General features: G+C 53.7%; 27 protein-coding genes. 18 read left to right on the plus strand and 9 right to left on the minus strand.

All coding sequences use genetic code 11. The annotated features are described in order from the left end of the window. The first annotated feature begins 2 nt into the window (after window positions 1-2). From NUS69_RS04300 to NUS69_RS04330, 7 genes are all read left to right on the plus strand, one after another. Window positions 3-932: a respiratory chain complex I subunit 1 family protein gene (locus tag NUS69_RS04300; protein ID WP_258084581.1), complete on the plus strand. Its 930-nt coding sequence runs from the start codon at window positions 3-5 to the stop codon at window positions 930-932. A gap of 11 nt (window positions 933-943) precedes the next feature. Then, entirely contained in the window at window positions 944-1,537 is a 594-nt protein-coding gene (locus NUS69_RS04305) for a NuoB/complex I 20 kDa subunit family protein (protein WP_258084582.1), read from the plus strand. Continuing rightward, window positions 1,530-2,045 carry an NADH-quinone oxidoreductase subunit C gene (locus tag NUS69_RS04310; RefSeq protein WP_258084583.1) on the plus strand — a complete coding sequence of 172 codons (516 nt, stop codon included), beginning with the start codon at window positions 1,530-1,532 and terminating at the stop codon, window positions 2,043-2,045. The genes NUS69_RS04305 and NUS69_RS04310 overlap by 8 nt, the downstream gene beginning before the upstream one ends. 10 nt (window positions 2,046-2,055) lie before the next feature. Continuing rightward, window positions 2,056-3,231 (plus strand): NADH-quinone oxidoreductase subunit D, encoded by a 1,176-nt coding sequence (locus NUS69_RS04315; RefSeq protein ID WP_258084584.1) that lies wholly within the window; start codon window positions 2,056-2,058, stop codon window positions 3,229-3,231. 5 nt (window positions 3,232-3,236) lie between these two features. After that, a complete protein-coding gene (gene nuoI / locus NUS69_RS04320) occupies window positions 3,237-3,953 on the plus strand; it encodes an NADH-quinone oxidoreductase subunit NuoI (RefSeq protein ID WP_258084938.1) in 717 nt (238 codons plus the stop codon). Window positions 3,954-4,013: 60 nt separating this feature from the next. Then, window positions 4,014-4,622: a DUF996 domain-containing protein gene (locus NUS69_RS04325; protein WP_258084585.1), complete on the plus strand. Its 609-nt coding sequence runs from the start codon at window positions 4,014-4,016 to the stop codon at window positions 4,620-4,622. A gap of 67 nt (window positions 4,623-4,689) precedes the next feature. Continuing rightward, window positions 4,690-5,262: a DUF996 domain-containing protein gene (locus NUS69_RS04330; RefSeq protein WP_258084586.1), complete on the plus strand. Its 573-nt coding sequence runs from the start codon at window positions 4,690-4,692 to the stop codon at window positions 5,260-5,262. A gap of 32 nt (window positions 5,263-5,294) precedes the next feature. Here NUS69_RS04330 and NUS69_RS04335 read toward each other — a convergent pair whose 3' ends face one another. Next, window positions 5,295-6,596: a uracil-xanthine permease family protein gene (locus NUS69_RS04335; protein ID WP_258084587.1), complete on the minus strand. Its 1,302-nt coding sequence runs from the start codon at window positions 6,594-6,596 to the stop codon at window positions 5,295-5,297. 76 nt (window positions 6,597-6,672) lie between these two features. Further along, window positions 6,673-8,016, minus strand: a complete 1,344-nt coding sequence (locus tag NUS69_RS04340) for a leucine/methionine racemase (protein WP_258084588.1) — start codon at window positions 8,014-8,016, stop codon at window positions 6,673-6,675. Between the two features lie 117 nt (window positions 8,017-8,133). Between NUS69_RS04340 and NUS69_RS04345 the strand changes: the two genes are divergently transcribed. After that, window positions 8,134-8,595 carry an Lrp/AsnC family transcriptional regulator gene (locus NUS69_RS04345; RefSeq protein ID WP_258084589.1) on the plus strand — a complete coding sequence of 154 codons (462 nt, stop codon included), beginning with the start codon at window positions 8,134-8,136 and terminating at the stop codon, window positions 8,593-8,595. Here NUS69_RS04345 and NUS69_RS04350 read toward each other — a convergent pair. The 3 genes from NUS69_RS04350 to NUS69_RS04360 are packed head-to-tail and all read right to left on the minus strand — an operon-like array spanning window position 8,592 to window position 11,325. Next, window positions 8,592-9,668 (minus strand): M24 family metallopeptidase, encoded by a 1,077-nt coding sequence (locus NUS69_RS04350; RefSeq protein WP_258084590.1) that lies wholly within the window; start codon window positions 9,666-9,668, stop codon window positions 8,592-8,594. The genes NUS69_RS04345 and NUS69_RS04350 overlap by 4 nt on opposite strands. A 3-nt stretch (window positions 9,669-9,671) precedes the next feature. Next, window positions 9,672-9,983, minus strand: a complete 312-nt coding sequence (locus NUS69_RS04355) for a cupin domain-containing protein (protein ID WP_258084591.1) — start codon at window positions 9,981-9,983, stop codon at window positions 9,672-9,674. A gap of 1 nt (window position 9,984) precedes the next feature. Beyond that, window positions 9,985-11,325, minus strand: coding sequence for a DUF438 domain-containing protein (locus NUS69_RS04360; RefSeq protein ID WP_258084939.1), 1,341 nt, complete (start codon window positions 11,323-11,325; stop codon window positions 9,985-9,987). Window positions 11,326-11,436: 111 nt separating this feature from the next. Between NUS69_RS04360 and NUS69_RS04365 the strand changes: the two genes are divergently transcribed. Then, the gene (locus NUS69_RS04365; RefSeq protein WP_258084592.1) at window positions 11,437-11,913 is read left to right on the plus strand and encodes a DUF1858 domain-containing protein; all 477 of its coding nucleotides are present in this window, start codon (window positions 11,437-11,439) and stop codon (window positions 11,911-11,913) included. A 90-nt stretch (window positions 11,914-12,003) separates the two neighbouring features. On the opposite strand, the gene hcp is transcribed toward NUS69_RS04365, so the two are convergent. Then, complete coding sequence (gene hcp, locus NUS69_RS04370) at window positions 12,004-13,374, minus strand: hydroxylamine reductase (RefSeq protein ID WP_258084593.1); 1,371 nt, start codon at window positions 13,372-13,374, stop codon at window positions 12,004-12,006. A 175-nt stretch (window positions 13,375-13,549) separates the two neighbouring features. Between hcp and NUS69_RS04375 the strand changes: the two genes are divergently transcribed. The 4 genes from NUS69_RS04375 to NUS69_RS04390 all read left to right on the plus strand — a co-directional run bounded on the left by NUS69_RS04375 (window position 13,550) and on the right by NUS69_RS04390 (window position 15,821). Continuing rightward, entirely contained in the window at window positions 13,550-13,936 is a 387-nt protein-coding gene (locus NUS69_RS04375; RefSeq protein WP_258084594.1) for a transcriptional regulator, read from the plus strand. 72 nt (window positions 13,937-14,008) lie between these two features. Beyond that, on the plus strand, window positions 14,009-14,821 hold the full coding sequence (locus tag NUS69_RS04380) for a hypothetical protein (protein WP_258084595.1): 813 nt from the start codon (window positions 14,009-14,011) through the stop codon (window positions 14,819-14,821). A gap of 4 nt (window positions 14,822-14,825) precedes the next feature. Next, complete coding sequence (locus NUS69_RS04385; RefSeq protein ID WP_258084596.1) at window positions 14,826-15,401, plus strand: hypothetical protein; 576 nt, start codon at window positions 14,826-14,828, stop codon at window positions 15,399-15,401. A 72-nt stretch (window positions 15,402-15,473) separates the two neighbouring features. After that, window positions 15,474-15,821: a thioredoxin family protein gene (locus NUS69_RS04390; protein WP_258084597.1), complete on the plus strand. Its 348-nt coding sequence runs from the start codon at window positions 15,474-15,476 to the stop codon at window positions 15,819-15,821. Here the strand turns inward: NUS69_RS04390 and NUS69_RS04395 are convergent. Together NUS69_RS04395 and NUS69_RS04400 are read right to left on the minus strand one after the other, a co-directional pair. Then, complete coding sequence (locus NUS69_RS04395; protein ID WP_258084598.1) at window positions 15,813-16,541, minus strand: cytochrome c biogenesis protein CcdA; 729 nt, start codon at window positions 16,539-16,541, stop codon at window positions 15,813-15,815. The two genes, NUS69_RS04390 and NUS69_RS04395, sit on opposite strands and share 9 nt — an antisense overlap. 61 nt (window positions 16,542-16,602) lie before the next feature. Next, window positions 16,603-17,241, minus strand: coding sequence for a thioredoxin family protein (locus tag NUS69_RS04400; protein WP_258084599.1), 639 nt, complete (start codon window positions 17,239-17,241; stop codon window positions 16,603-16,605). A 92-nt stretch (window positions 17,242-17,333) separates the two neighbouring features. On the opposite strand from NUS69_RS04400, the gene NUS69_RS04405 reads away from it, so the two are divergent. Then, entirely contained in the window at window positions 17,334-17,798 is a 465-nt protein-coding gene (locus NUS69_RS04405; protein WP_258084600.1) for a hypothetical protein, read from the plus strand. A 102-nt stretch (window positions 17,799-17,900) separates the two neighbouring features. Then, window positions 17,901-18,158 carry a hypothetical protein gene (locus NUS69_RS04410; protein ID WP_258084601.1) on the plus strand — a complete coding sequence of 86 codons (258 nt, stop codon included), beginning with the start codon at window positions 17,901-17,903 and terminating at the stop codon, window positions 18,156-18,158. A 2-nt stretch (window positions 18,159-18,160) separates the two neighbouring features. On the opposite strand, the gene NUS69_RS04415 is transcribed toward NUS69_RS04410, so the two are convergent. After that, on the minus strand, window positions 18,161-18,628 hold the full coding sequence (locus tag NUS69_RS04415; protein ID WP_258084940.1) for a YbhB/YbcL family Raf kinase inhibitor-like protein: 468 nt from the start codon (window positions 18,626-18,628) through the stop codon (window positions 18,161-18,163). 168 nt (window positions 18,629-18,796) lie between these two features. On the opposite strand from NUS69_RS04415, the gene NUS69_RS04420 reads away from it, so the two are divergent. The 3 genes from NUS69_RS04420 to NUS69_RS04430 all read left to right on the plus strand — a co-directional run bounded on the left by NUS69_RS04420 (window position 18,797) and on the right by NUS69_RS04430 (window position 20,770). Beyond that, window positions 18,797-19,525 carry an SDR family NAD(P)-dependent oxidoreductase gene (locus tag NUS69_RS04420; RefSeq protein ID WP_258084941.1) on the plus strand — a complete coding sequence of 243 codons (729 nt, stop codon included), beginning with the start codon at window positions 18,797-18,799 and terminating at the stop codon, window positions 19,523-19,525. A gap of 80 nt (window positions 19,526-19,605) precedes the next feature. Beyond that, complete coding sequence (locus NUS69_RS04425) at window positions 19,606-20,280, plus strand: DUF257 domain-containing protein (RefSeq protein WP_258084942.1); 675 nt, start codon at window positions 19,606-19,608, stop codon at window positions 20,278-20,280. A 28-nt stretch (window positions 20,281-20,308) separates the two neighbouring features. Next, entirely contained in the window at window positions 20,309-20,770 is a 462-nt protein-coding gene (locus NUS69_RS04430; RefSeq protein ID WP_258084602.1) for a DUF2284 domain-containing protein, read from the plus strand. Window positions 20,771-20,776: the final 6 nt, after the last annotated feature.

Raw genomic sequence — 20,776 nt, forward strand, 5'->3', positions numbered from 1 at the left:
GGATGTTTGAAGTTGCGCTGAAAGCCCTCTTCCTATTACTTTACGCGACCTTTGTAGGGTTCATCTTCATGGGCATCATAAGGAAGGTTTCAGCGAGAATACACAGGAGAGTCGGTCCGCCGCTCTATCAGCCGATACTCGATACCATAAAGCTCCTCTCAAAGAAGAGCAACATAACCCACGGCCTCATCTACGACTTCGGAATAATCTACGCCCTCGGAGCAACGATACTGGCGCTGTTTTTCATTCCGATAGGCAGCGTCAGCATACTCAGGGCCTACGGTGACCTCATCCTCATCACGTTCCTGCTTGAGATACCGATGCTCGGAATAATGTTCGCCGCAATGAGCTCAGGAAACCCATGGGCAGGCCTCGGTGCCCAGCGTGCACTGCTCACACTACTCGCCATACAGGTTCCGCTCGGCTTCGCCATAGTCGCCCTTGCGGAGTTCTACGGAACGTTCAGCACATACCAGATAGTCATGGCCCAGCAGGTCAGCGGGTGGAGCATAACCCACGTATCGCTCCTCCTCGCGGCGATAGCCTACGACATAGTCCTCCAGGCGATGTTCGGAAAGGAGCCTTTCGACATCATGATCGCACCGGGTGAGATATCCCTCGGTCCAATGGTCGAGTTCGGCGGCAAGCACATGGGAATCCTCCAGATACAGCACGCCATAGCACTCTTCGCCGAAACACTGTTCTTCAGCAACATCTTCCTCGGCGGTGCGGTGGTTACTATCTTTGCAAGCCCAGTGCTCAACACTATAGCCAGCCTCGGAATCCTCCTCATCAAGCAGATAGCCGTGCTCATGGTGGCGATATTCATCGGCAACATCTTCCCGAGGTTCACCATAGACCAGGCGGCCAAGTTCTACTGGAAGTGGCCGACTATCATAGCGGCCCTTGGTGCCGTATTAGCGAGTCTGTGAGGTGGTGAGAAATGGATTGGAAGCTCTGGGAACCGCTTATTGAATTCGCAAGGAAAAGGAGCCTTTGGATAGTGTCTTTCTGTACGGGATGCGGCGGTATAGAGATGCCGCCGCTCATGACCTCCAGATACGACCTAGAGCGCTTTGGAATGATGCCCAATCCGGCCCCGAGAATGGCCGACTTGTTCCTCATCACCGGCTACGTCACGCCAAAGACCCTCAAGAGGATAATCATAACCTACGAGATGCAGCCGGATCCAAAATACGTCATAGCCCACGGTTCGTGCACCATCAACGGGGGCATCTACTGGGACGCCTACAACGCCATCAAGAGGCTTGACGCATACATCCCGGTCGATGTCTACATAGCCGGCTGTATGCCGAGGCCCGAGTCAGTCATGGAGGGTATCAACAAGATGATGGAGATGATCGAGAACGGCACGGCCGACAGCTGGAAGCGCTACAAGGAGAACTACGAGTGGTACAAGAAGAACCAGGACGAGCTGTTCGGAGAGGGATGGCGCGAGAGAGAAGCCAAGAGATGGATTCCCTGGATAATGGACGACCTCAAGAGGGTCGAAAAGGAGCGTGAGAAGAATGACTGACTACGAGGCTCTCGTTTCAACCATCACCGAAAAGGCCCCGTACGCGGAGGGAAAGGTCAGGCGCGAGAGGAGAATAGAGTTCAGGATACCCTCCGACAGGATAAGGGACTTCCTCAAGCTGCTCAAGGACAACGACTTTGAGCTCCTGCTCCAGATCACGGCCGTTGACTGGCCCGACAGGGGAGAAATCGAGCTAATTTATCAGGTCTTCAGCATAACCCACAGGACACACACCTTCGTGAGAACCGCCATACCGAGGGACAACTCAGTGGTGCCCACCGTCATGGACATCTACCCTGTTGCGGAGACCTACGAGAGGGACGCCCACGAGTTCTTCCAGGTCGTCTTTGAGGGCAATCCAAAACTTAAGATGCCCTGGATACTGGAGGAGGAAGACAAAGAGGCTGGCCTCTCATACAGGAAGGACTTTGACATGCTCGGCTACGTGAAGAGGAAGTATAAGATACTGGACAGGTTCGATGAGGATAAGGACACCTATGTGATCTGAGGTGAGGATAATGGTTTCACAGAGCGAGCTTGTTAAAGAGGCAAGAGAGAACGGGATGGAGCTGCTTCCAATAGACAAGGATACTTACGAGCTGTTCTTCGGACCGCAGCACATGGCAACCGAGAACTACAGCATAATCCTCAAGATGGACGGCAACAGGGTCGTTAAGGCTATAGCAAACCCCGGCTTCCTCCACAGGGGGTTCGAGAAGCTGGCCGAGTACAGACCGTGGTACACGAACATAGCCTTACTGCTTAGAGTCTGTGTTCCCGAGCCCGATGTCCCGGAGGTCATATACTCAATGGCCGTCGAGGAAATACTCGGCTGGGAAGTCCCGGACAGAGCGCAGTGGATCAGGACAACCGTCCTTGAGATGGCGAGGGTCTCAGCGTACCTGTTCTGGACGATGGGTATGGCCTTCAAGCTCGGTGTCTATACTGCAGGCCAGTGGGCTGCGGCATACCGTGAGAGGTTCATGGCGCTCTTCGAACAGCTCACCGGGGCCAGGGTCTACCACATTTACACAATCCCGGGAGGTGTGAGGAGGGACATACCCAGCGACGCCTGGCTGAGGCGCCTCAGGGACACGGTGGAGTACATAAAGAGCAAGCTCCCCGACTTCGACGAGATACTCTTCGAGAACTACATAACCCACCGCAGGCTTGAAGGGATAGGCGTTATGGACAAGAAGTTTGCCCTTGACGAGGGCGTTACCGGGCCCAACCTCCGTGCCACCGGAGTTCCCTACGATGTGAGGCGCGTTGACCCGTATCTCCTCTATCCGGAGCTTGACTTCGAGGTGCCCGTTCTGAGGGACGGGGATGCCCTCGCGAGGGTCATGGTGAGGCGCTTTGAGATAGAGCAGGACCTCTACATTTTAGAGCAGCTACTCGACATGGGGCCGCCCAGCGGGCCATACAAGATCGAGGACCCGAGGCTCAAGAACCTGCCTAGGTTCAAGGTTCCGGCCGGAGATGCCTTTGCCCACGTCGAGAGCACCAAGGGAGACTTCGGCGCCTACGTCGTCAGCGATGGAAAGAACAAGCCGTACAGGCTACAGCTCAGGGGGCCGAGCATATCCCACGGAATCAGAGTCATCGAGCAGCTCCTCGTCGGAGCGAGAATAGCCGACGTGCCCGTGATACTCGTGAGCCTTGACAACTGCCCACCGGATATCGACAGGTGATGGCCATGGAGGTAGATTTTAAGGTCGCCCCGGAGAGCAAAATCAGGAAGAAGCCGTCATACATAAAGCCCTGGATGGGTCTAAAGTACCTCTTCAAGAAGCCGGTCACGATAAAGATACCCCAGGAGAAGACCCAGATTGCGAAAGAGTACCGTGGGCTTCACACCCTCGACTGGAAGAAGTGCGTCGGCTGTAACTTCTGCGGCCAGATATGCCCGGCGAGAGCCATAGAGATGACCTGGCTCGAAAAGGACGGCCAGATGGAGAAGAGGCCCCATCCCAAGATAGACTACGGAAGGTGCACCTACTGCCAGTTCTGTGTTGACGTGTGTCCCACCGGAGCCCTGGGCTTCATCGAGACATTCATGATAACCACCACCTGGCAGGAGGAGCAGCTTGAGATATTCGACTGGGTTCCCATACACCCGAACGAGTTCAGGAAGTATCAGGATGAATACGGCGACTACCGCTTCCCGGTCGAGAAGATAGAGTTCAACAGGGAGACCAAGGAAGTTACCTACCACCTCAGGGACGGCACCGTGTTCAAGTTCAAGATACTCGGCTACGGCATAAGGCCGCCCAAGAAGCCAACCCCGGCCAAGCCCGCGGCAAAGCCCGCCGAGAAGAAGCCCGAGGAAAAAGCGACCGCCAAGACCGCAGAAAAGCCTGCGGAGAAGAAGGAAGCCGAGCCCGCCGAAAAGACCGAGGAGAAGAAGGAGTGATTCCATCTTTTTTCCTTCTTAATCGTAAACTTTTTCAGGAATTCGGGTTTTATATGATTGGTGGTCTCCGTGGGTGTGGACATAAGGAGTGAGAGGACCTTAGGCCTCATAGGGTCGATACTCGTTCTCGTCGGAGGGTTTACAGGAGTCGTCCCGTACGTCGGAGTATTCACAGGGACGATATCACTCGTGGGTGCGATACTTATCCTTGTCGCCCTGAAGGGGATAGGCGACAAGATGGGGGACGACAGACCGTTCAAATACTATCTCTACTCAATCATAGTCGCCTTTGCGGGCTCAATAATAGCCGCCATACTCATCGTTATTGGCATATTCTCACTATCCAACGCAGCCATGATTGGAATGAGACCCTTTGAACACCCGCTGAGCTTCTTCGGGGCAGGAGTCCTCATCGTCGGCTTCGTGGCGTTCGTGGCGGTGTTGCTAATAGGGGTATACTTTGCAAAGCAGGCATGGCAGGCAATGTACGAGATAACTGGAGTCGATGCATTTGAAAGCACCGCCAAGTGGCTCTGGTGGGGCGCGCTGACCGCCATAATCCTCGTCGGATTCATCCTGCTTCTCGTGGCGGCTATCTATCAGATAATTGCCTTCGCAAACCTCCCAGAGGAACTCGAAGCCGGGCCCTCGACCGCTCCGGTCGTGTAATATTTCATTTTCTCACTCTTCTGGGTAAAGGTTTTAAGCTCAATGTTGATTTTTATATGGTGATCCGATGGGTGCTGTCAATGTTAGAAGTGAAAAGAGCATGGGCCTGTGGGGAGCTATCCTCACCCTAGTTGGCAGCTTTATACCGTATATCGGCGGTGTAGTGTCGCTGATCGGCTTCATCCTGATACTGCTGGCACTCAAGGGCATAGGTGATGCCGTGAACGACGAGAGGCCCTTCAAGAACTACCTCTACGGCATAATCTTTGCCATCGGTGGCCTGATAGTCCTCATAGCTCTACTGCTCGGAACTTTCGCCATAGTTCCAGCGGGATGGCGCCTCAGCGAATCGGCCGGGATAGGTCTGGCAATCACCTTCTTCATACTGTTCGTGGCCCTGATAGTCGGGGCCGCCTACTTCCAGAAGAGGGCATGGCTCGCGATGTACGAGATAACCGGCACCAAGGAGTTCAGAGACGCAGCCACGTGGGTGTGGTGGGGTGCGCTGACTGCCATAATCCTCGTCGGATTCATTCTGCTCCTGATCGCGCGCATCTTCGTCATAATAGCATTCAACAACATGCCCGAAGAACTCGGAGAAGAACCCGAACCAGCGCCGGTGGAAGAGGTCATCTGGTGAGCCCCTTTATTTTTATGCAAAAATAGGAGGGTTCAGAGGAGCCTGTCGAGGATTATGGCCGTAAGCGCTCCAACAGCCATGCCGGACTCAAGGATGCTGGCGATAACCTTCGGAAATACTGCCAGGAACTCCGCAGGAAGTTGAGGCGCGCCGAGACCTGCTATCAGAGAGGTGGCTAGTATCAGGGTGTTCCTGTCGCTGAACTCTACCTTTTCCTTTATCAGCCTCAAGCCGGTGACGCTGATCATTCCGTACAGGGCCAATGTCAGACCCCCGAGAACCGGCGCCGGCATCGAGGCAAGGATTCCGGCGAATTTGGGAATCAGCGAGAGCAGTATGAGGATAACCGCCCCTATCTGCACCACGTACCTGCTGCCGACCTTGGTCAGCGCAACAACGCCTATGTTCTCGGAATAGCTCGTCGTCCCGCACGCTCCGAGGAGACCGGCTATTGAACAGGCTAAACCCTCACTGCCGATGCCCCTCGCTATCCGCTTCTCGTTTATCTCGGAGTTGGTTACGGCCGCTATCGCGTGGTAGTCGCCGACGCTCTCTATTATGCTCACCATGAAGGCAAAGAGGAGGAGAACCACCGCGGTGGTGTTGAATATCGGCTCGTCCCACGGAAAGAGCGTGGGAAGGCTTACCGCGGGCAGGGTTTTTACCAGCCCGAAGTCCACCAGTCCCAGAGGGACGCTGACGAGGTAGCCCACGAGCGCGCCGACCACAACGGGCATGGCCCTCAGACTCCCCCCGGCCTTAAGGGCGACCATGACGGTCGTGAGGAAAGTTACAGCCGCCACCAGGGTGGCCTTGACAACCGTTCCGCCGGAGGGGTCGGCGTAGAAATTGAAGAAGTTCTTTACCGCAACATCTGCTAGACTGAAGCCGATGAGGGTTATCGTGACACCGGTGACCAGCGGTGTGAAGAGATTCCTGACCTTCCCGATTATCCCAAGCCAGCCTATTGCGGCCTCGATTAGGCCGCCGACTATCAATGCCCCTTGCACCGCGGCCATTCCCAGGGAAGAGCCTATGGCTATCAGCCCGGGAATAAAGGCGAAGCTCGATCCCTGCACTATCGGATAGCGGGAGCCTATCGTCGTCTGGAGCAGAGTTGCGATGCCCATCGCCAGCAGAACTGCCTGTATCATGAGGGCAACCTCGGAGCCGCTCAGACCAACGGCACCGCCGACGACCAGGGGCACGGTGACGGTGGCACCGAACATCGCGAGAACATGCTGAAGGCCAAAAACCAAAGCCTTTGAAGGTTCAACTTTATCCTCGATTCCAACCTTAAGTACCGGTCCTTTCGTGGTTTCAAGGGTTTCCATTGAAGCCCGCTCAACCTGTGTAAAAGTTTGTTTAAAAAGATTTCGGGAGCTGAAAAAATAAACAGAAAAATGTCAATCACCAGCCCTGAACCTTCGTCAGAACCTCGTCCGGGACCCTGCCCTCCTCCACGTCTGCTATGGCCTTCTCCAGCCTGTCGAGACCCTCGTCAAGGAGCTCCTCCTCTATCGTGAGGGGCGGCTGAATCCTCAGCACGTTGCCCTGGAGGAAGGCAAGCACAAGGCCGAGCTCGTAGGCGCGCCAGACGACCTTTCTGGCCTCCTCGTAGGCCCTCTCCTTTGTCTCCCTGTTCTTCACGAGGTCAACGCCGAGCATCAGGCCGAGGCCGCGGACGTCGCCTATGAGCTCGTGCTCCTCCTTCATCTTCTCCAGCCTCTTTTTAGTGTGTTTTCCGAGCTTCTCCGCCCTCCTAAGGAGGTCCTTCTCCTCTATCTCCTCGATGACGGCCAAAGCCGCCCTGCTCGCCAACGGATTGCCGCTCAGTGTAAATGTATGGCCCAGGGACGGCAGGGAATCGAGGATCTCTCCCCGGCCGATTATCGCGCTTATCGGCAGTCCACCTCCGAGGGGCTTTGCGAGGGTTATTATGTCTGGCTTGACCCCGAAGTGCTCTATTGCGAACCATTTGCCGGTTCTCCCCATTCCGCTCTGAACCTCGTCCACAGCCAGGAGGATGCCGTGTTCATCGAGGATTTTCTTCACCTTTTTGAAGTATCCATCCGGTGGGACGACCATTCCAGCATCGCCCTGTATCGGCTCGGCAAAGAGTGCGGCGGTTCCCTCCGCGTAAACCTCCCCTTCGAACTTTTCCTTGATGTAGGAGACGCACTCCATTTTGCAGGTCTTCGGCTCCTTCCCGAAGGGACAGCGGTAGCAGTTGGGATAGGGAATGTAGTGAACGTCGCTCAGCTCCCCCACTACCGAGCGAACCTCAAAGTCGAGTCCGGTTATGCTCATGGCACCGTAGGTTGCCCCGTAGTAGCTCCTGAGGTAGCTCAAAATCGTCCTCCTGCCTGTGTAAGCCCTCGCGAACTTTATTGCACCGTCGTTGGCATCGCTCCCCGTCATTCCGAAGCTGACCTTTGGACTTTCAATCGGCGCTATCTCGGCGAGCTTCTCGGCCAGGAGGAGAGGCTCAACAGGGAAGCCGTAGATGAACGTGAAGTGGATCAGCCTTTCCGCCTGGTCTTTTATTGCTTGGACAATACGGGGGTTGTTGTGGCCAACGTTCTGCACCGCCGCATCGCTCAGGAAGTCTATGTACTCCCTGCCCTCGATGTCCCAGACGAGGGCGTTCCGGGCTTTCACTCCCACTATCGGGGCATAGGTAACGCGTGCCGACCTTGGGAAAACCCGTGAATAGCGCTCCACGACTTCCTCCTTGTTTTTGGGATACCCCATGCTCTCACCGTACTGCTATACGCATTTGAAATTAATAGCAATTTCGCCTAGATTTTGCGAATTCCGTGGAAATATTTAAAAAGATAACATAAGATTGGCAAAAATAGGTGGGAAATAATGCGAAGTAATGGACATCTTGACGAGCTGGACAGGATGATACTCCACATCCTCCAGGAGGACGGAAGGGCCAGCTACTCGGAGATAGCCAGACGTCTAAAGGTTCCGGAATCAACGGTCAGGCTCCGTGTGAAGAAGCTGATGGAGCGGGGCGTCATCAGGAAGTTTTCAGCCCTCATAAACCCCTTCAAGGCAGGCTACTCGATCGTTGCTTTCATAGCCGTTGATGTCGAGCCAAGCAGGGTGAAGAAAGCGGCCGAAGAGCTCAGCAAGCTGCCGGAGGTGGACGTCCTAGGCATAGCAACCGGGGCACACGACATACTCATGCAGGTAACAGTTAAGGACCTCCAGGAGCTGGAGAGCTTCCTCATTGAGAAGCTCGGAAGAATAGAGGGAATAAGGAGCACGGAGACGTCTATCCTGACGAGCGTGCGGAAGTGGGGCTACGCGAGGGTGTTCTAAGTGACTTTCTCAAGTCCCGCTTTTTTGACGATGTAGGTGTCTTCGTGCTTTATCGCACCCTCCGGAATCATGAGGGGCGGGTGTATTATCGTCAGAACCATGTTCTCCTGAACCTTCGTGGTCCTCTGGGGAACGACTATTGTGGTTATTGGCGGCTCCTCGATGAGAAGGCCGACACCGTGGGTGTAGCCGGCTAGATAGGAGTCGGCGAATCCCTTTTCCCTGAAGAACTCCGCGAGCTTCTTCTCGACGGCGCTCAGCGGGACTCCAACCCTGGTTTCCTCAAGCGCAATCCTGTAGGCCTCTTCCTTGACCTCAATGGCCCTTCTGACCCTTTGCCCCGGCTCTCCGACGATGAAGGTTCTCGCCATGTTGGCATAATAGTGATTCCAGTCCGCTCCAATGACGACGGTAACGACCCCGTTCTCCGGAACCTTCAGGTCGCGGAACGGTTCGGCATGGGCTCTGGGCGTCACAGAAACGTAGACCTTGGGATCCTCGCTTCCGTTGAGCATGAGCTCCCTGACCACCTCCGCCGCTATCTCAAGCTCGCTGAGGCCGGGCTTTATAATCTCCTCGGCGACCTTCATTCCCTTAACGGCTATATCTCCCGCCTTTCTGATGTTGTCCAGCTCCCACTCGTCCTTTATCATTCTAAGGCCCATTGTGAGATCAAGGATGTCAACTATCTCCACGGTGGGGTTAAGGCGCTCGAATATTTTGAGGAATATCAGGTAAGCGTCGCGCTCTATGCCGAACTCAAGGCCTACTCTCGTCATTCCGTTCCCGTGTATCCACGTTACTATGCCCGCCATGAGGTCCTCAACGCGCTGGAACTCCACGACGTTTTCGATCCAGCTCTTTTCCCGGAAAAGCTCCGCTTCACCTTTGACGACGTAAACCACTGGCTCACCTTCGGCGGAAATTAGGAGGCTCGGCCTGAGCCACTTGGTTCCGGTGAAGTATATGAAGCTGGAGAGGGTCCTTACGACGGCCCCGTCTATCTCGTTCTCCCTGAGGAGCTCCTGAAAGCGCTCCACCCGTTTTCGAAATACCTTGGGGTCACCCCTCATCTTTCACACCACCTTGATAACGAGGAATGCCATGTCGAGGCTCCCCCCGTTGGAGACCGCGTGTGGCACTTCCTTCGGTAGGTATACGGCGGTTCCCTTCTTAACCTCTGCCCTTTCGTCGCCGACCTCCACGATGCCCCTGCCCTTGAGGACATAGATGAACGCATCAACTGGTGTTGTGTGTCTCTTCAGGCTCTCCCCGGGCTTCAGGGTTATGTAAAATATCTGGGCGCTTTCCTCGTCCATCAGCTTTCTCACGTCCACCCCGTGAGGATTATCAACCCTCTCGGCCTCTTCAACCCCAACGACCTTCATCTCAGTCCCTCCAGTCAAGGAGTCTCTTCTCGCCTTCAATCTTCCTGTAGGGCTCGATGTCCATGGTCATTTCGAGGGTTCCCAGATAGTTGCCCTCGTTGTCAAAGAGGGGCACGTATTTTATGTAAACATACTTCGGCCCGAGCCTGAGCCAGAAGGTGGCCTCCTTCTTCCTGCCCTCCTTGAAGGCCTTGAGTATCTTGTTGACGATGTGAACGCTCTTCGGCGGGTGGCAGAGCTGAACTGGCCTCCCGAGCACGGAGGGAGTTCTTGTGAATATCCTCTCGCCCGGCGAGAAGAAGCGAACGCGGTCGTCCTTGTCGATGAAAGTCACATCAACCGGCAAAGCCTCAAATATCGCTTTCAGCTCTTCCAGGCTAACAAAGCCCGTTCCAAGGTCGATGTCCCCCTCGCGCTTCAGCTGGCTTTTGTCAAACTCCAGAGGGCGGCCTTTCAGGGCCTGCTGAACTTCCTTCGGAAGGTTCAAAAGTTCCTCAACGCTCAGTTCAGGGTTGATTTCCCATGGGTGGAGCGGTTTAACGTCCTCGCCAGGATCCCAGGCGGGTGGGTTGACCTTGTAATAGCCAATCTCATCCTCCTGCATCCTTATTGCCTTCCACTCGCCCTCACCGAGCAACGCTTTGAGCGTTGGATAATAGATGTTGTTCTCCCTGAAGACCATGTCGCTCAGCGCGAATGAAGCCTCTCCGGCTTTCTCCTTAAAGCGTTCAACGAACTCTTCCCAGGGCATCTCATTCCTTTTCCTCAGGAGTTCGGCAAGCCTCTTTATCATGAACCTGATTTCGTCGTGCTTCGTCCAGAGGACGGTCGCTATGGCAGTTAAACCGCGGCGCTCGATGTATGGGAAGGTGAGCATCTCCTCCCGGTTGTAGTGAGTGAAGCCGACCTTTCTGAGGTTGCCCACTATCTCCTCCAGGACACCGAGGATTTCCTCCCTCATGCGTTCGTCCTTGGTGGTTACCAAAGTCCTCGCGTAGAGGTTGAGCATCTCGGCGTCCTTCATTATCTCCTTGTTTTCGAGGTAGAGCGTCTTGAGAGGATGCCCGTCCGGAAGGTCTTTCTCCTCAACCTCCTCCGCCCCGGCAACCGCTTCCCTGAACAGCTCGACGTGCAGGTCGCACATCTTGGCTATATCCTTGGCGGAGATCCCCTCCTTCACGAGCTCCTGCTCTATGATGGGAATCTCAAGGGGTGAAATACCGCTCAAAACCTGGCGGAATTCCTCTTTGAGTTTATTCACGTCCTCACCTTCGTGAATCCTGAGGAGGAGTTTCTTCAGCTGCTCCTTCTTGTATTCGCGATTGTTCAGCAACTCAGTCATCTTTATCACCTTCATGACGAGTGTCATACTGGGTACTTTTAAGCGTTTCTGGGCAGATTTGCCCAACAATCTTTATATGTCGCATGTCATAGAAGGGAGCGGTGATGAAAAATGATGCTCGATGTTCGCGGTTTGAAGCCACCCCAGCCGGCGGTTATGATCGTAGAGGCCCTTGGAAAGCTTCAGGTGGGAGAGACTCTCGAAGTTATAGGAGACAAGCCCTTCGTTGACATGCTGGGGAGACTTGAGGAGGCAGGTTATCGGGTTGAACTGAAAGAAGTTGGCGGGGCATTCGTGCTCAGGATAATGAAAACCGAGGACTCCAGGGAGCTTACGATGGAAGTCAAGGAGTGCGACGATAAGCTGGACGAGATAACGGAGGAAACCAATGTTGGCAAGCTCCTAAAGGCCTATCCGGAATCCCTCAAAATCCTGGTGAAGTACGGATTCTCGCCCCTTGAGAACCCCGAGATGAGGAAGACCCTCGCAAGGACTATTACTCTGAAGCAGGCGAAGGAGCTCATAGGTATGAGCGACGAGAAGTTCAAAGAGATGATGCAGGAGCTTAAGGCCCTGGAAAAGGGCTGAGTGTTTTCTTTAATTCTTCAGTTCTTGAAACCAATAATTAAATAATTCTGCGATCTAGGAATTCAGAAAAGAAAAAATGAGGACGGAAGATCAATCAAGCTCCTCCGCGAGGGACGAACTCTCCTCCACGCTTATTCCCTTGCTGAGCATGTCCCTGAGGTCAGCCTCCGGGTCGCCGGTGAGCCTGAGGTCAAACTGCCTTCTGAGAACGTCAAAGACGTTCGGAGTGAGGAACTCCGGCGGCCTCGGACCAATGTAGATGCCCTTGATTCCCAGATAGAGGAGCGAGTAGAGTATCGCTATTGCCTTCTGCTCCATCCAGCTCAGGACTATGCTCACCGGCAGGGAGTTCACATCCGTCCCGAGCTCGTTCGCAAGTGCTATTGCAATCTCGATTATTGAGTAAACGTTGTTGCACTGGCCGAAGTCGAGGAATCTTGGAATGCCTTCGATGGTTCCGTAGTTCCTCGCGTTGTAGCGGAACTTGCCGCATGCCGCTGAGAGTATCAGCGCATCCTTTGGAATCAGCTCGGTGAGCCTCTCGTAGTAGCCCATGCCCTTGTGCGGGGTGTCACAACCACCCACGACGAAGATGTGCCTTATCTTGCCCTCCTGGATGAGTTCAATGAGCTTATCCTTCATGGCCAAAACGTTGGTGTGGTGGAAGCCGGTGAGGAGCTTTCCGCCGTCGTAAGCCTTCATCCTGGGGGTCTCAAGTGCGCGCTTTATGAGCGGCTCGAAGTTGTAGTCCTCTATGTGGGGAACCCCCTCAAGGCCCGCTATTCCAACGGTGAAGATTCTGTCGGCGTAAGCCTTCGCCGGCTGCTGGACACAGTTGCTCGTGCCAAGAATAACGCCCGGGAACTCCGCGAATTCCTTCTTCTGGTAGAGCCACGAGCCTCCCCAGTTGCCGTAGAGGGCTTTGAACTTCCTCAGCTCGGGGTATGCATGTGCTGGAAACATCTCCGCGTGGGTATAAACTTTAAGCTCCTCCTCAAGGCCCATCTCCTCGATCTGCCTGAGGAGTTCATACAGAGCCTTGTAGCTGTGGCCGGTAACGAGTATGCCCCTTCCTTCCGCAGTTCCGGTCGGGACTTCAACGGGCTCGGGTCTGCCGAAGGTCTCAACGTAAGCTCTGTCGAGGAGCTTCATCGCCTCAAGGTGAACCCTTCCGTTCTCAAGGATGAGCTCCAGAAACCTGTTTTTATCAAAGTTGACGTTGGTGAGCGTCGAATAAAGGGCCTCCGCCAAGAAGTGGCCTATCCTCGGGTCGTCATAGCCGACCTCAAGGGCATGGTAGTAGTAGGCCGAGGTTCCCTTTATGCCGTAGAGCAGGGCCTCCTGGAGCGAGTTGAGGTCCGGGTCTTTGCCGCAGACTCCCCTTATAGTACATCCTCCCGCCAAACTCATCGAACACTGGTTGCAGAGCATATCAAACGCTTCCGGAACGCGTATCGCCATATCCACCAACCTCCATTTTTATGACACGTGTCATATCCTTCGATTATAGATGAAGTGACCTTCATAAAAGTCTTGCGGTTTCTTAACCTAAAGCGGCCACATGACTTATGTCATATCAAAACCCCGAGGGGCTTGGCAGAAAGGTTTAAATATTCCACGCGTCATAAAGGATATCATGAAGACCAACGCCTTTGAAGTGGCCTCGCGCTACGTGTATCCCTCACTCAGGCGGAGGCTCGTTGAGATACTCTACGAAAACGGCCTGAAGCAGACTGAGATAGCTGAGCTTCTCCACATAACCCAGTCGGCTGTTTCCCGCTATCTTCGGATGGACAGGGGCGCGTTGATGGACGTTTCCAGCTATCCCGACATAGAGGAGGAACTCCAGTCCCTCGCCCGGAATATAGTCGAGAAGAAGCCGGGTGAATACGAGATACACCGGAGAATAGTGGAGATATCTCTGGAGATGCTCGGAAAAGGATACGTCTGCTCCATCCATTCCAAAGTTGACCCCGAGGTCGACCCGGGGGAGTGCAATATCTGCCTAGAACTTTTCGGATGAGCTAAGTCTTCTCGGCTTGGCTAAAGCAAGGTTTAATACCTTTCGACGCCGATTTTAATGGAGGTGATTGGGATGAAAAGAGCGCTTGTAACCCTCACCCCGCCCGAAAGCAAGAGACTCATCGCAAAGGCCGTCGTTGCCATGCCCGAAGTTCAGCACGCCCTCAAACATGGCTTCGTCTATATAGCCACCGGCACAACAGCGGCCTATGTAGCCGAGGAAATACTCGGGGAAAAGATTGAGAAGGAGAAATGGACCGTCGGCGTTATAAGCAAGGGGCGAACGTGCGTCACACCCAAACAGACGTGGCCCAAGCACCTAGTCCTCTACAAGGGCGAGCCCTTCGACGATCCGCTTGAAGCCCTCAAGAGGATGGGGCCGAAAGACGTCTTCATAAAAGGCGCCAACGCGATAGACATAAACTGGAACGTGGCAGTTTTTGCCGCCGCCCCTGACGGCGGGACGATAGGGAAGACCTTTGGCTGGACTATAACCAAGGGGGTCTTCACGATAACACCGGTAAGCCTTGAGAAGTTTGTGCCGACGCCGGTCGAGGAGAGCGCCAAGCTCACCGGCATCTACTCCTTCGACTGGGGAACCGGCCTTTACTCCGCACTCGTGCCGATACCCCACTCCCACCCGGTTACCGAGGTGGAAGCCTACAGGATTCTGGCGGACGTGGAGGCGATTCCGATAGCGGCAGGCGGAGCGGGCGGAGCTGAAGGAAGCGTCACCCTCGTCCTTGAGGGGGACGACGAGGCAATGGAGAGGGCGAAGGAGATAACCAAAGCAGTCAAAGGCGAGCCCTACCTCAAGCCGTACACCGAGGACTGCTCTGTGTGTCCGTTCGCAAAGATATGTGGCCTCGGGAGTGGCGCTTTCTGAGGTGGTGCGGGTGAAGCGGGTTCTCGTTTTCTTTCTTTTGATCATTCTGATGGCTCCCCTTGTAATGGCGGATGACAACGGCGAGGAAAACGAGTACGAAGCAGGCTACGGCGGACTCGCGGCTCTTGGAGTGGGCCTTATTGCTGCCGGCGTCGTCTACTACTCCCTGACAAAGAGAAAGCTCGTCATAGTGCACAAGAAGTCCAGTGAGTGGGGCTTTGAGATAAGGCCGGAGCACCCGTACATGACGATATTTGGCCCAGTGTATCCCCTCACCATTCACCACGTCCTCACCATAACGGGAACGGCTCTCGTTTTCGTCCACTTCTTCTCATGCGACAACTACTCGGGGCTCACGGGAGGCACGGGGCTCGCGATGGGCATCGTACTGGTTCTGCTGAACCTGAACGGGTTCATCGGCAGGTACATACATGGAAAGGTTCTCCTCGCGGCGAAGAAGCACGACAGGAAAATGGCAAAGAAGTTCGTGGGCATACTGGGCCACTGGAAAAAAGTCCACATAGCCCTGGCCATCCTGTTCGTCATTCTGCTGGCCATTCACCTCGCCACTGGCGATTAGTATCCCATGAACTCTTTTTCAAAAATTTCTTTTTAAATCCCCTTCCTTCTCTTTTCTAACGGGGGTGAGAGAATGGACGAGCTTGAGATGATAAGGAGAAAAAAGATGCTAGAACTCATGAAGAGGGCCGGCATGATAGAGGTCAAGCCAAAGAGAAAGGTAGTCATCGAGGTCATAACGTCGCCCGGCTGTCCGTACTGCCCGATAGCCTGGGCAATGGCTCAGGAGCTTGAGAGAAAATACGAGGGCGTCATAGCGAGGGAACTGAGCGTGGCCACTCCCGAAGGCCAGAGGAAGGCCATGGAGCACAACATAATGGGAACCCCCACGATAATCATAGACAACAGGGTGGAGTTCATAGGGGTTCCGAACTTCGCCGAATTCGAGAGAAGGGTGAGGGAAAAGCTCGGTTTAGGGTGAGGCACCCGTAAGAACCCAGACCCCTATAGCTATCAGCAGCAGCCCGGCTATGACCGAGAGCTCCCTGCTGTGCCGCACCATCGCCTGGGAGAAGCGCTTGCTCTCAGTGACGCTCCCCATGGCGAGCAGTATGACGACCAGGGGAAGCACAAACACCAAGTTGTAGAGTGCCAGGAGGAGGAACGCGAGGGCCTGGCCGCCTTTGGAGATTATTATCGCGTACACGAGGTAGCTTCCAGCCGAGCACGGGAGGAGGGTTGTTGAGACTATAACCCCGAGCGTAAAAGCCCCAATTGCAGTTGCGTCGCTGCTGAATATTTTCCTCCTGATTTTGCTTTTGTCTCCGACGCGGGATTTTTCCATCAGACCTGTGGCTAGGGTGTAAGCACCGAATAATATTGCCGCAACTCCAGCGACCCAGAGGGGCAGATAACCGGCGAAGTACAGTAGTCCGACGCCAAGGAGGTAGTATGATATGTAAACCGCGGCTATGAATGTGGCCCCTATGAAATACAGCCTCTTCTTTGATACCTCCCTGACGGAGAGTGCTATGAGGAGCATGGTGTATATGACGAAGGTGCACGGGTTTATCGAGTCGCTCATGGCCAGGGCGAAGAACTTGGGTATAAAGTCCACCATACCCAGCGCCCACAGCGCAAGGGAACTCACCCCGAAGGATGCCAGAAGAATTATTGCCAGCCCCTTTATCTCACTCCTCATGGTAGAAAGTTATCATAGCTCTTTTTGTGGGTTTCGAAAACAAAAAGTTGAGAACGAAAGGTCAGCGCCTTTTCTTCCACAGAGCCAGCGGAACAACGGCTAGAGCGACCACTATTCCGGGACCGCAGATTCCCCCGCCACTCCCGGTGTTGGTCGAAGTTTCAGCCGGGCCTTCCGTGTCTGGGGGAGTTCCAGTGTCGCTTGGAGTTTCAGTGGTAGTGGTGGTCTGGCCCTCTCCGGGCATTCTGTGCTCAACGTATATCGCCTGAAGCTCCTGGATTATTGTTTCGTTCTTGATTATGTACGCCTGTCCGCCGGTGAAGAGTATCAAGCCTCCGTTGTCAAGGGCCGCCTGAACAATCTTCGGGGTGGCGGAGACGTTGTACTCTCCTTCAACTATTGCCACAAGCTTTCCATCGTACGCTATACCTATGGCGGGCACTCCAGCTATGCCGGTGTACTTGTACTGGGCCGAAAAGAGCTTGTTGTTCTCCTCGTTGTTGATCAGCTCGTAGTAAGTTAGGCTGTTCTCACCGTAGAACTTGGGAATCTCTTCCTTCATTTTCTGACAGTGGGGGCATGTTTCCAGACCGTACATGTAAAAATGGAGCTTGTCCTGGTCTATCTGGGTTTCGGCGAAGGCATAGGAGACCGTTGAGAACACCAGCAGGCCTATGAAAAACAACACCAACTTCTTCATTTTCTCACCTGAGTCTTATTCTCGTGGGAAGTTATAAACTTTGGCCGCGGAAAGCTTAAATCCTGGGAGTTGCAAAAGTTTTGGGGATAATCATGCAGGAGTGGTACCGCTCTCGGGCGCTCTATGAGGCTGTTCTTAAGCTCGTTAATTCGGGAAGGGTGAAAGAGGCCATCGAGATGGCCGGTGGCATACCAGACAAAGCGATCAGATCCAAGGCATTCTCCCACATAGCAGTTGAAGTCGCACGGAAAGGTTCTCTCTACAAAGAAGCCCTGGATCAGGCTATCAGAGCGGCGCTGGATATAGAGAACCATGAAGAAAGCACGAAAGCCCTGATGAGCCTGGCCTTCGAGTTCCTGAATCTGGGCAAACCGGAGGATGCCCTCCAGGTATCCAGATACATTACCGACCTTTCCAACAGGTCAAAGGTTGAGGCTGAAGTCGCGCTCACCCTTGCAAAAGCCGGAAAGATTTCTGAGGCCATGGAGATCATCAACGAAATCATGGATGAGGACGTTAAAACGTGGGCAACCTCAAGGCTCGCGAGCCAGCTTTAGCTTAATTCTGTCTATTTTTTCGAGATTTTCCGGAAATTTTGACACTAATCCATCCACAAGGCTTTTTTACGCTATTCTCCTCCCCGTTGGGGGTGAGAGAAAATGGATGGCGGAGCGATAATAGGACTGATAGGAATGCTACTCTTGGTGAGCTCGTGGGTTCCTCAGACGTGGGAGACCATAAAGACGAGGAAGTGCCCGCTCAACATGCAGTTCATACTGATCTACGTGACGGCTTCGACGCTGCTCACAATATACTCCTACCTGATAGGGGACTGGATATTCTTCGCCCTGAACTTCCTGGCGGCGTTCCAGAGCGCTATAAACCTCACCGTAAAACTAATGGAAAAGAAAAGGTAGGGTCACTTCCTCTCATAGAGGCCAATGAGCTCTCCCCACTGGATAACGTGGCCTGCCATGGCCCTTTCCAGTTCTTCCCTGCTTGAGCCCGGTTTGATGCTGAGGGTCGTGTCGAGCGCATAGACCTTGAAGTGGTAATGGTGCACGCCGTGTCCACGCGGCGGACACGGTCCGCCGTAGCCTATTCTTCCGAAGTCATTGCGCCCCTGAACAACGTGCACCGGGGCATCAACCTCCGGCTGGGGAGGCACACCTTTGGGAATCTCCCCTAGAGGGGGAATGTTCCAGGCTATCCAGTGGGTGAATGTTCCTCCGGGAGCGTCGGGGTCGTCCATGATGATGACCAGGCCTTTGGCCCTGGAGTCTATGTGGCCGATGAAGATGGGGGGATTGACGTTCTCACCATCGCACGTGAACTCAACGGGTATGTACTCCCCGTTGTGAAATATCGAACCAATCTCCAAATCCATACTAACCCCTCCTTCGGGCTTTTCTTGAGACGTACATCCAGCGGCCAACGTCCCAAAAATCAAAACCAGCACTACCGCGAATTCCTTCATATGAATAATTCAGTTTTCAAACGTAAAAATATTTCGGCCTTAGACTTTATTAAGTTCAAAGGCGAAGAAGAGTCGGTGATGTGTGTGGAGCTGAGCGGAAAGGTTGCCCTAGTTACCGGCGGCGGAAGGGGCATAGGGGGGGCGATATCACTCGTCCTCGCGGAGAAGGGGACAAACGTTGCGGTAAACTACGCCCACAGCAGAGAAAAGGCCGAAGAGACCGCCGAGCTCTGCCGTTCCTACGGGGTCGACGCGATCGCCGTAAAGGCCGACGTGAGCATCCGGGAAGAGGTCAGAAGGATGGTCGAGAAAGTTATCAACCACTTCGGAAGGATAGACATCCTCGTGAATAACGCAGGAATTCTTGGAAAGGCCCTGAAGCCGATGGAAGTAACTGACGAGGATTGGGATGCTGTTCTTAGCATCAACCTCAAGGGGGCCTTCATCGTCACCCAGGAGGTTCTCAGGTACATGAAGAAAGGAAAGATAGTCAACATAGCCTCGATAGCCGGCAAGGACGGGGGAACGGTTGGTCCTCACTACGCGGCCTCAAAGGGCGGACTGATAGCCCTCACGTTCAACCTTGCGAGGCATCTGGCTCCCAACATCCTCGTCAATGCAATAGCACCTGGTCCGGTTGACACCGAGCTGATAAGCCCAGAGATAAAGGAGAGGCTCCGCTCGCTCTCGCTGACGGGGGAGATAGCCAAACCGGAGGAGATAGCCCACGCGGTGATTTTCCTCCTCGAAAACGACCACATAACCGGCGAGGTCATAGACGTCAACGGCGGCAGGCTGATGGATTAAAATGTTACCCACGTCAGTCCAAAATTTTTATAATTTTCAACATCTTATATTTATTTGGAAATCTTGGATATTTAGTGGTGATGGTAATGACATGTTTAGATAGTATCTGGGACGAGTTAAGACCCGGGGAGACTGTGATCATAGAGTATAGCTCTCTTCTGTTTCCCGCGGTAGTGTTCTATCAAGCTCTCATGTGGGCCAGCAAAAGAAATTACAAAATCATAATCGATGACGTACTCGACAGTCTTTACCTGTATAAAGTCCACTTACAGCTGGCCGGGCTCAGCACGGACATCTTTGACAGCATAGAGATTATAAAAGAGGGTGGTGTCCTGCCCGTTGGAAGGGTCGCAAGCCATCTTGAATTAAAACAGTACGGTGTAAGGAAGGTTGAGTATGAACGTGCATATAAACTAATAATGTCCCGGACTGAAGAGAAACAAATAGTCAACCTAGTCGTTGGTGCCGAAAAGCTATTTCTCATTTCTAATGTAAGGGAAAACATTAACACACTGAACCTCATACTAAGCTATATGGGCGATAAAAGAAAGATAACACTTTATTTCATTAACAAAGATTTGTTAGAAGTCAGTGGTGCCTATCTCCTGCCGCTTCTCGAAGAGCTGGCAACCACAGTAATCAGAATAGACAAGAGAAATGAAAGGTACGTAGTTTCTGTGGCAAAGTCAATAAACAGCAAGTTAGAAGGGGTAGGAGTGCCCTTAAACCAGGAAAGCATAGGTAAGACTTTTTAACACCCTTTTAAATTCTATATGATGCCCCATGAAGGTGCTATGGGAGAGGGAAATTCCAGCGGATGAGATAGTTGTCTCGCCCAGACCGGTCTGGAAGTGTCGCTCCTGCCCGATGTATGGCAGAAGACCGAGCTGTCCGCCACACGTCCCGGACTGGAGGGAAGCGAAGGAGTGGGTGCGGCACTTCAAAAGGGCCCTGATAATAAAGTTTGAGATAGACATGGACCGCTTCGAGCAGGACAAGCGGGAAGCCCTCCTGTACCTGCTGAAAAGGGAGGAGGAATTTTTCCGGGAGGGAAAGATGTACGCGACAGCCTTATTCCCTGGCAACTGCAACCTCTGCGACGACTGTCCCTTCGAGAGGGGCGAGCCGTGCAGGATGCCAACCAGGGTCAGACCGAGCATAGACGCCATCGGCATCGAGATTGGGAGGCTCGTGAAAATCGACTTCTCCGAAAGCGTTTTGTACGGAATGGTGCTAATTGAATGAAGGTGT

The organism is Thermococcus thermotolerans (assembly GCF_024707485.1).
Classification (GTDB): Archaea; Methanobacteriota_B; Thermococci; order Thermococcales; family Thermococcaceae; genus Thermococcus; species Thermococcus thermotolerans.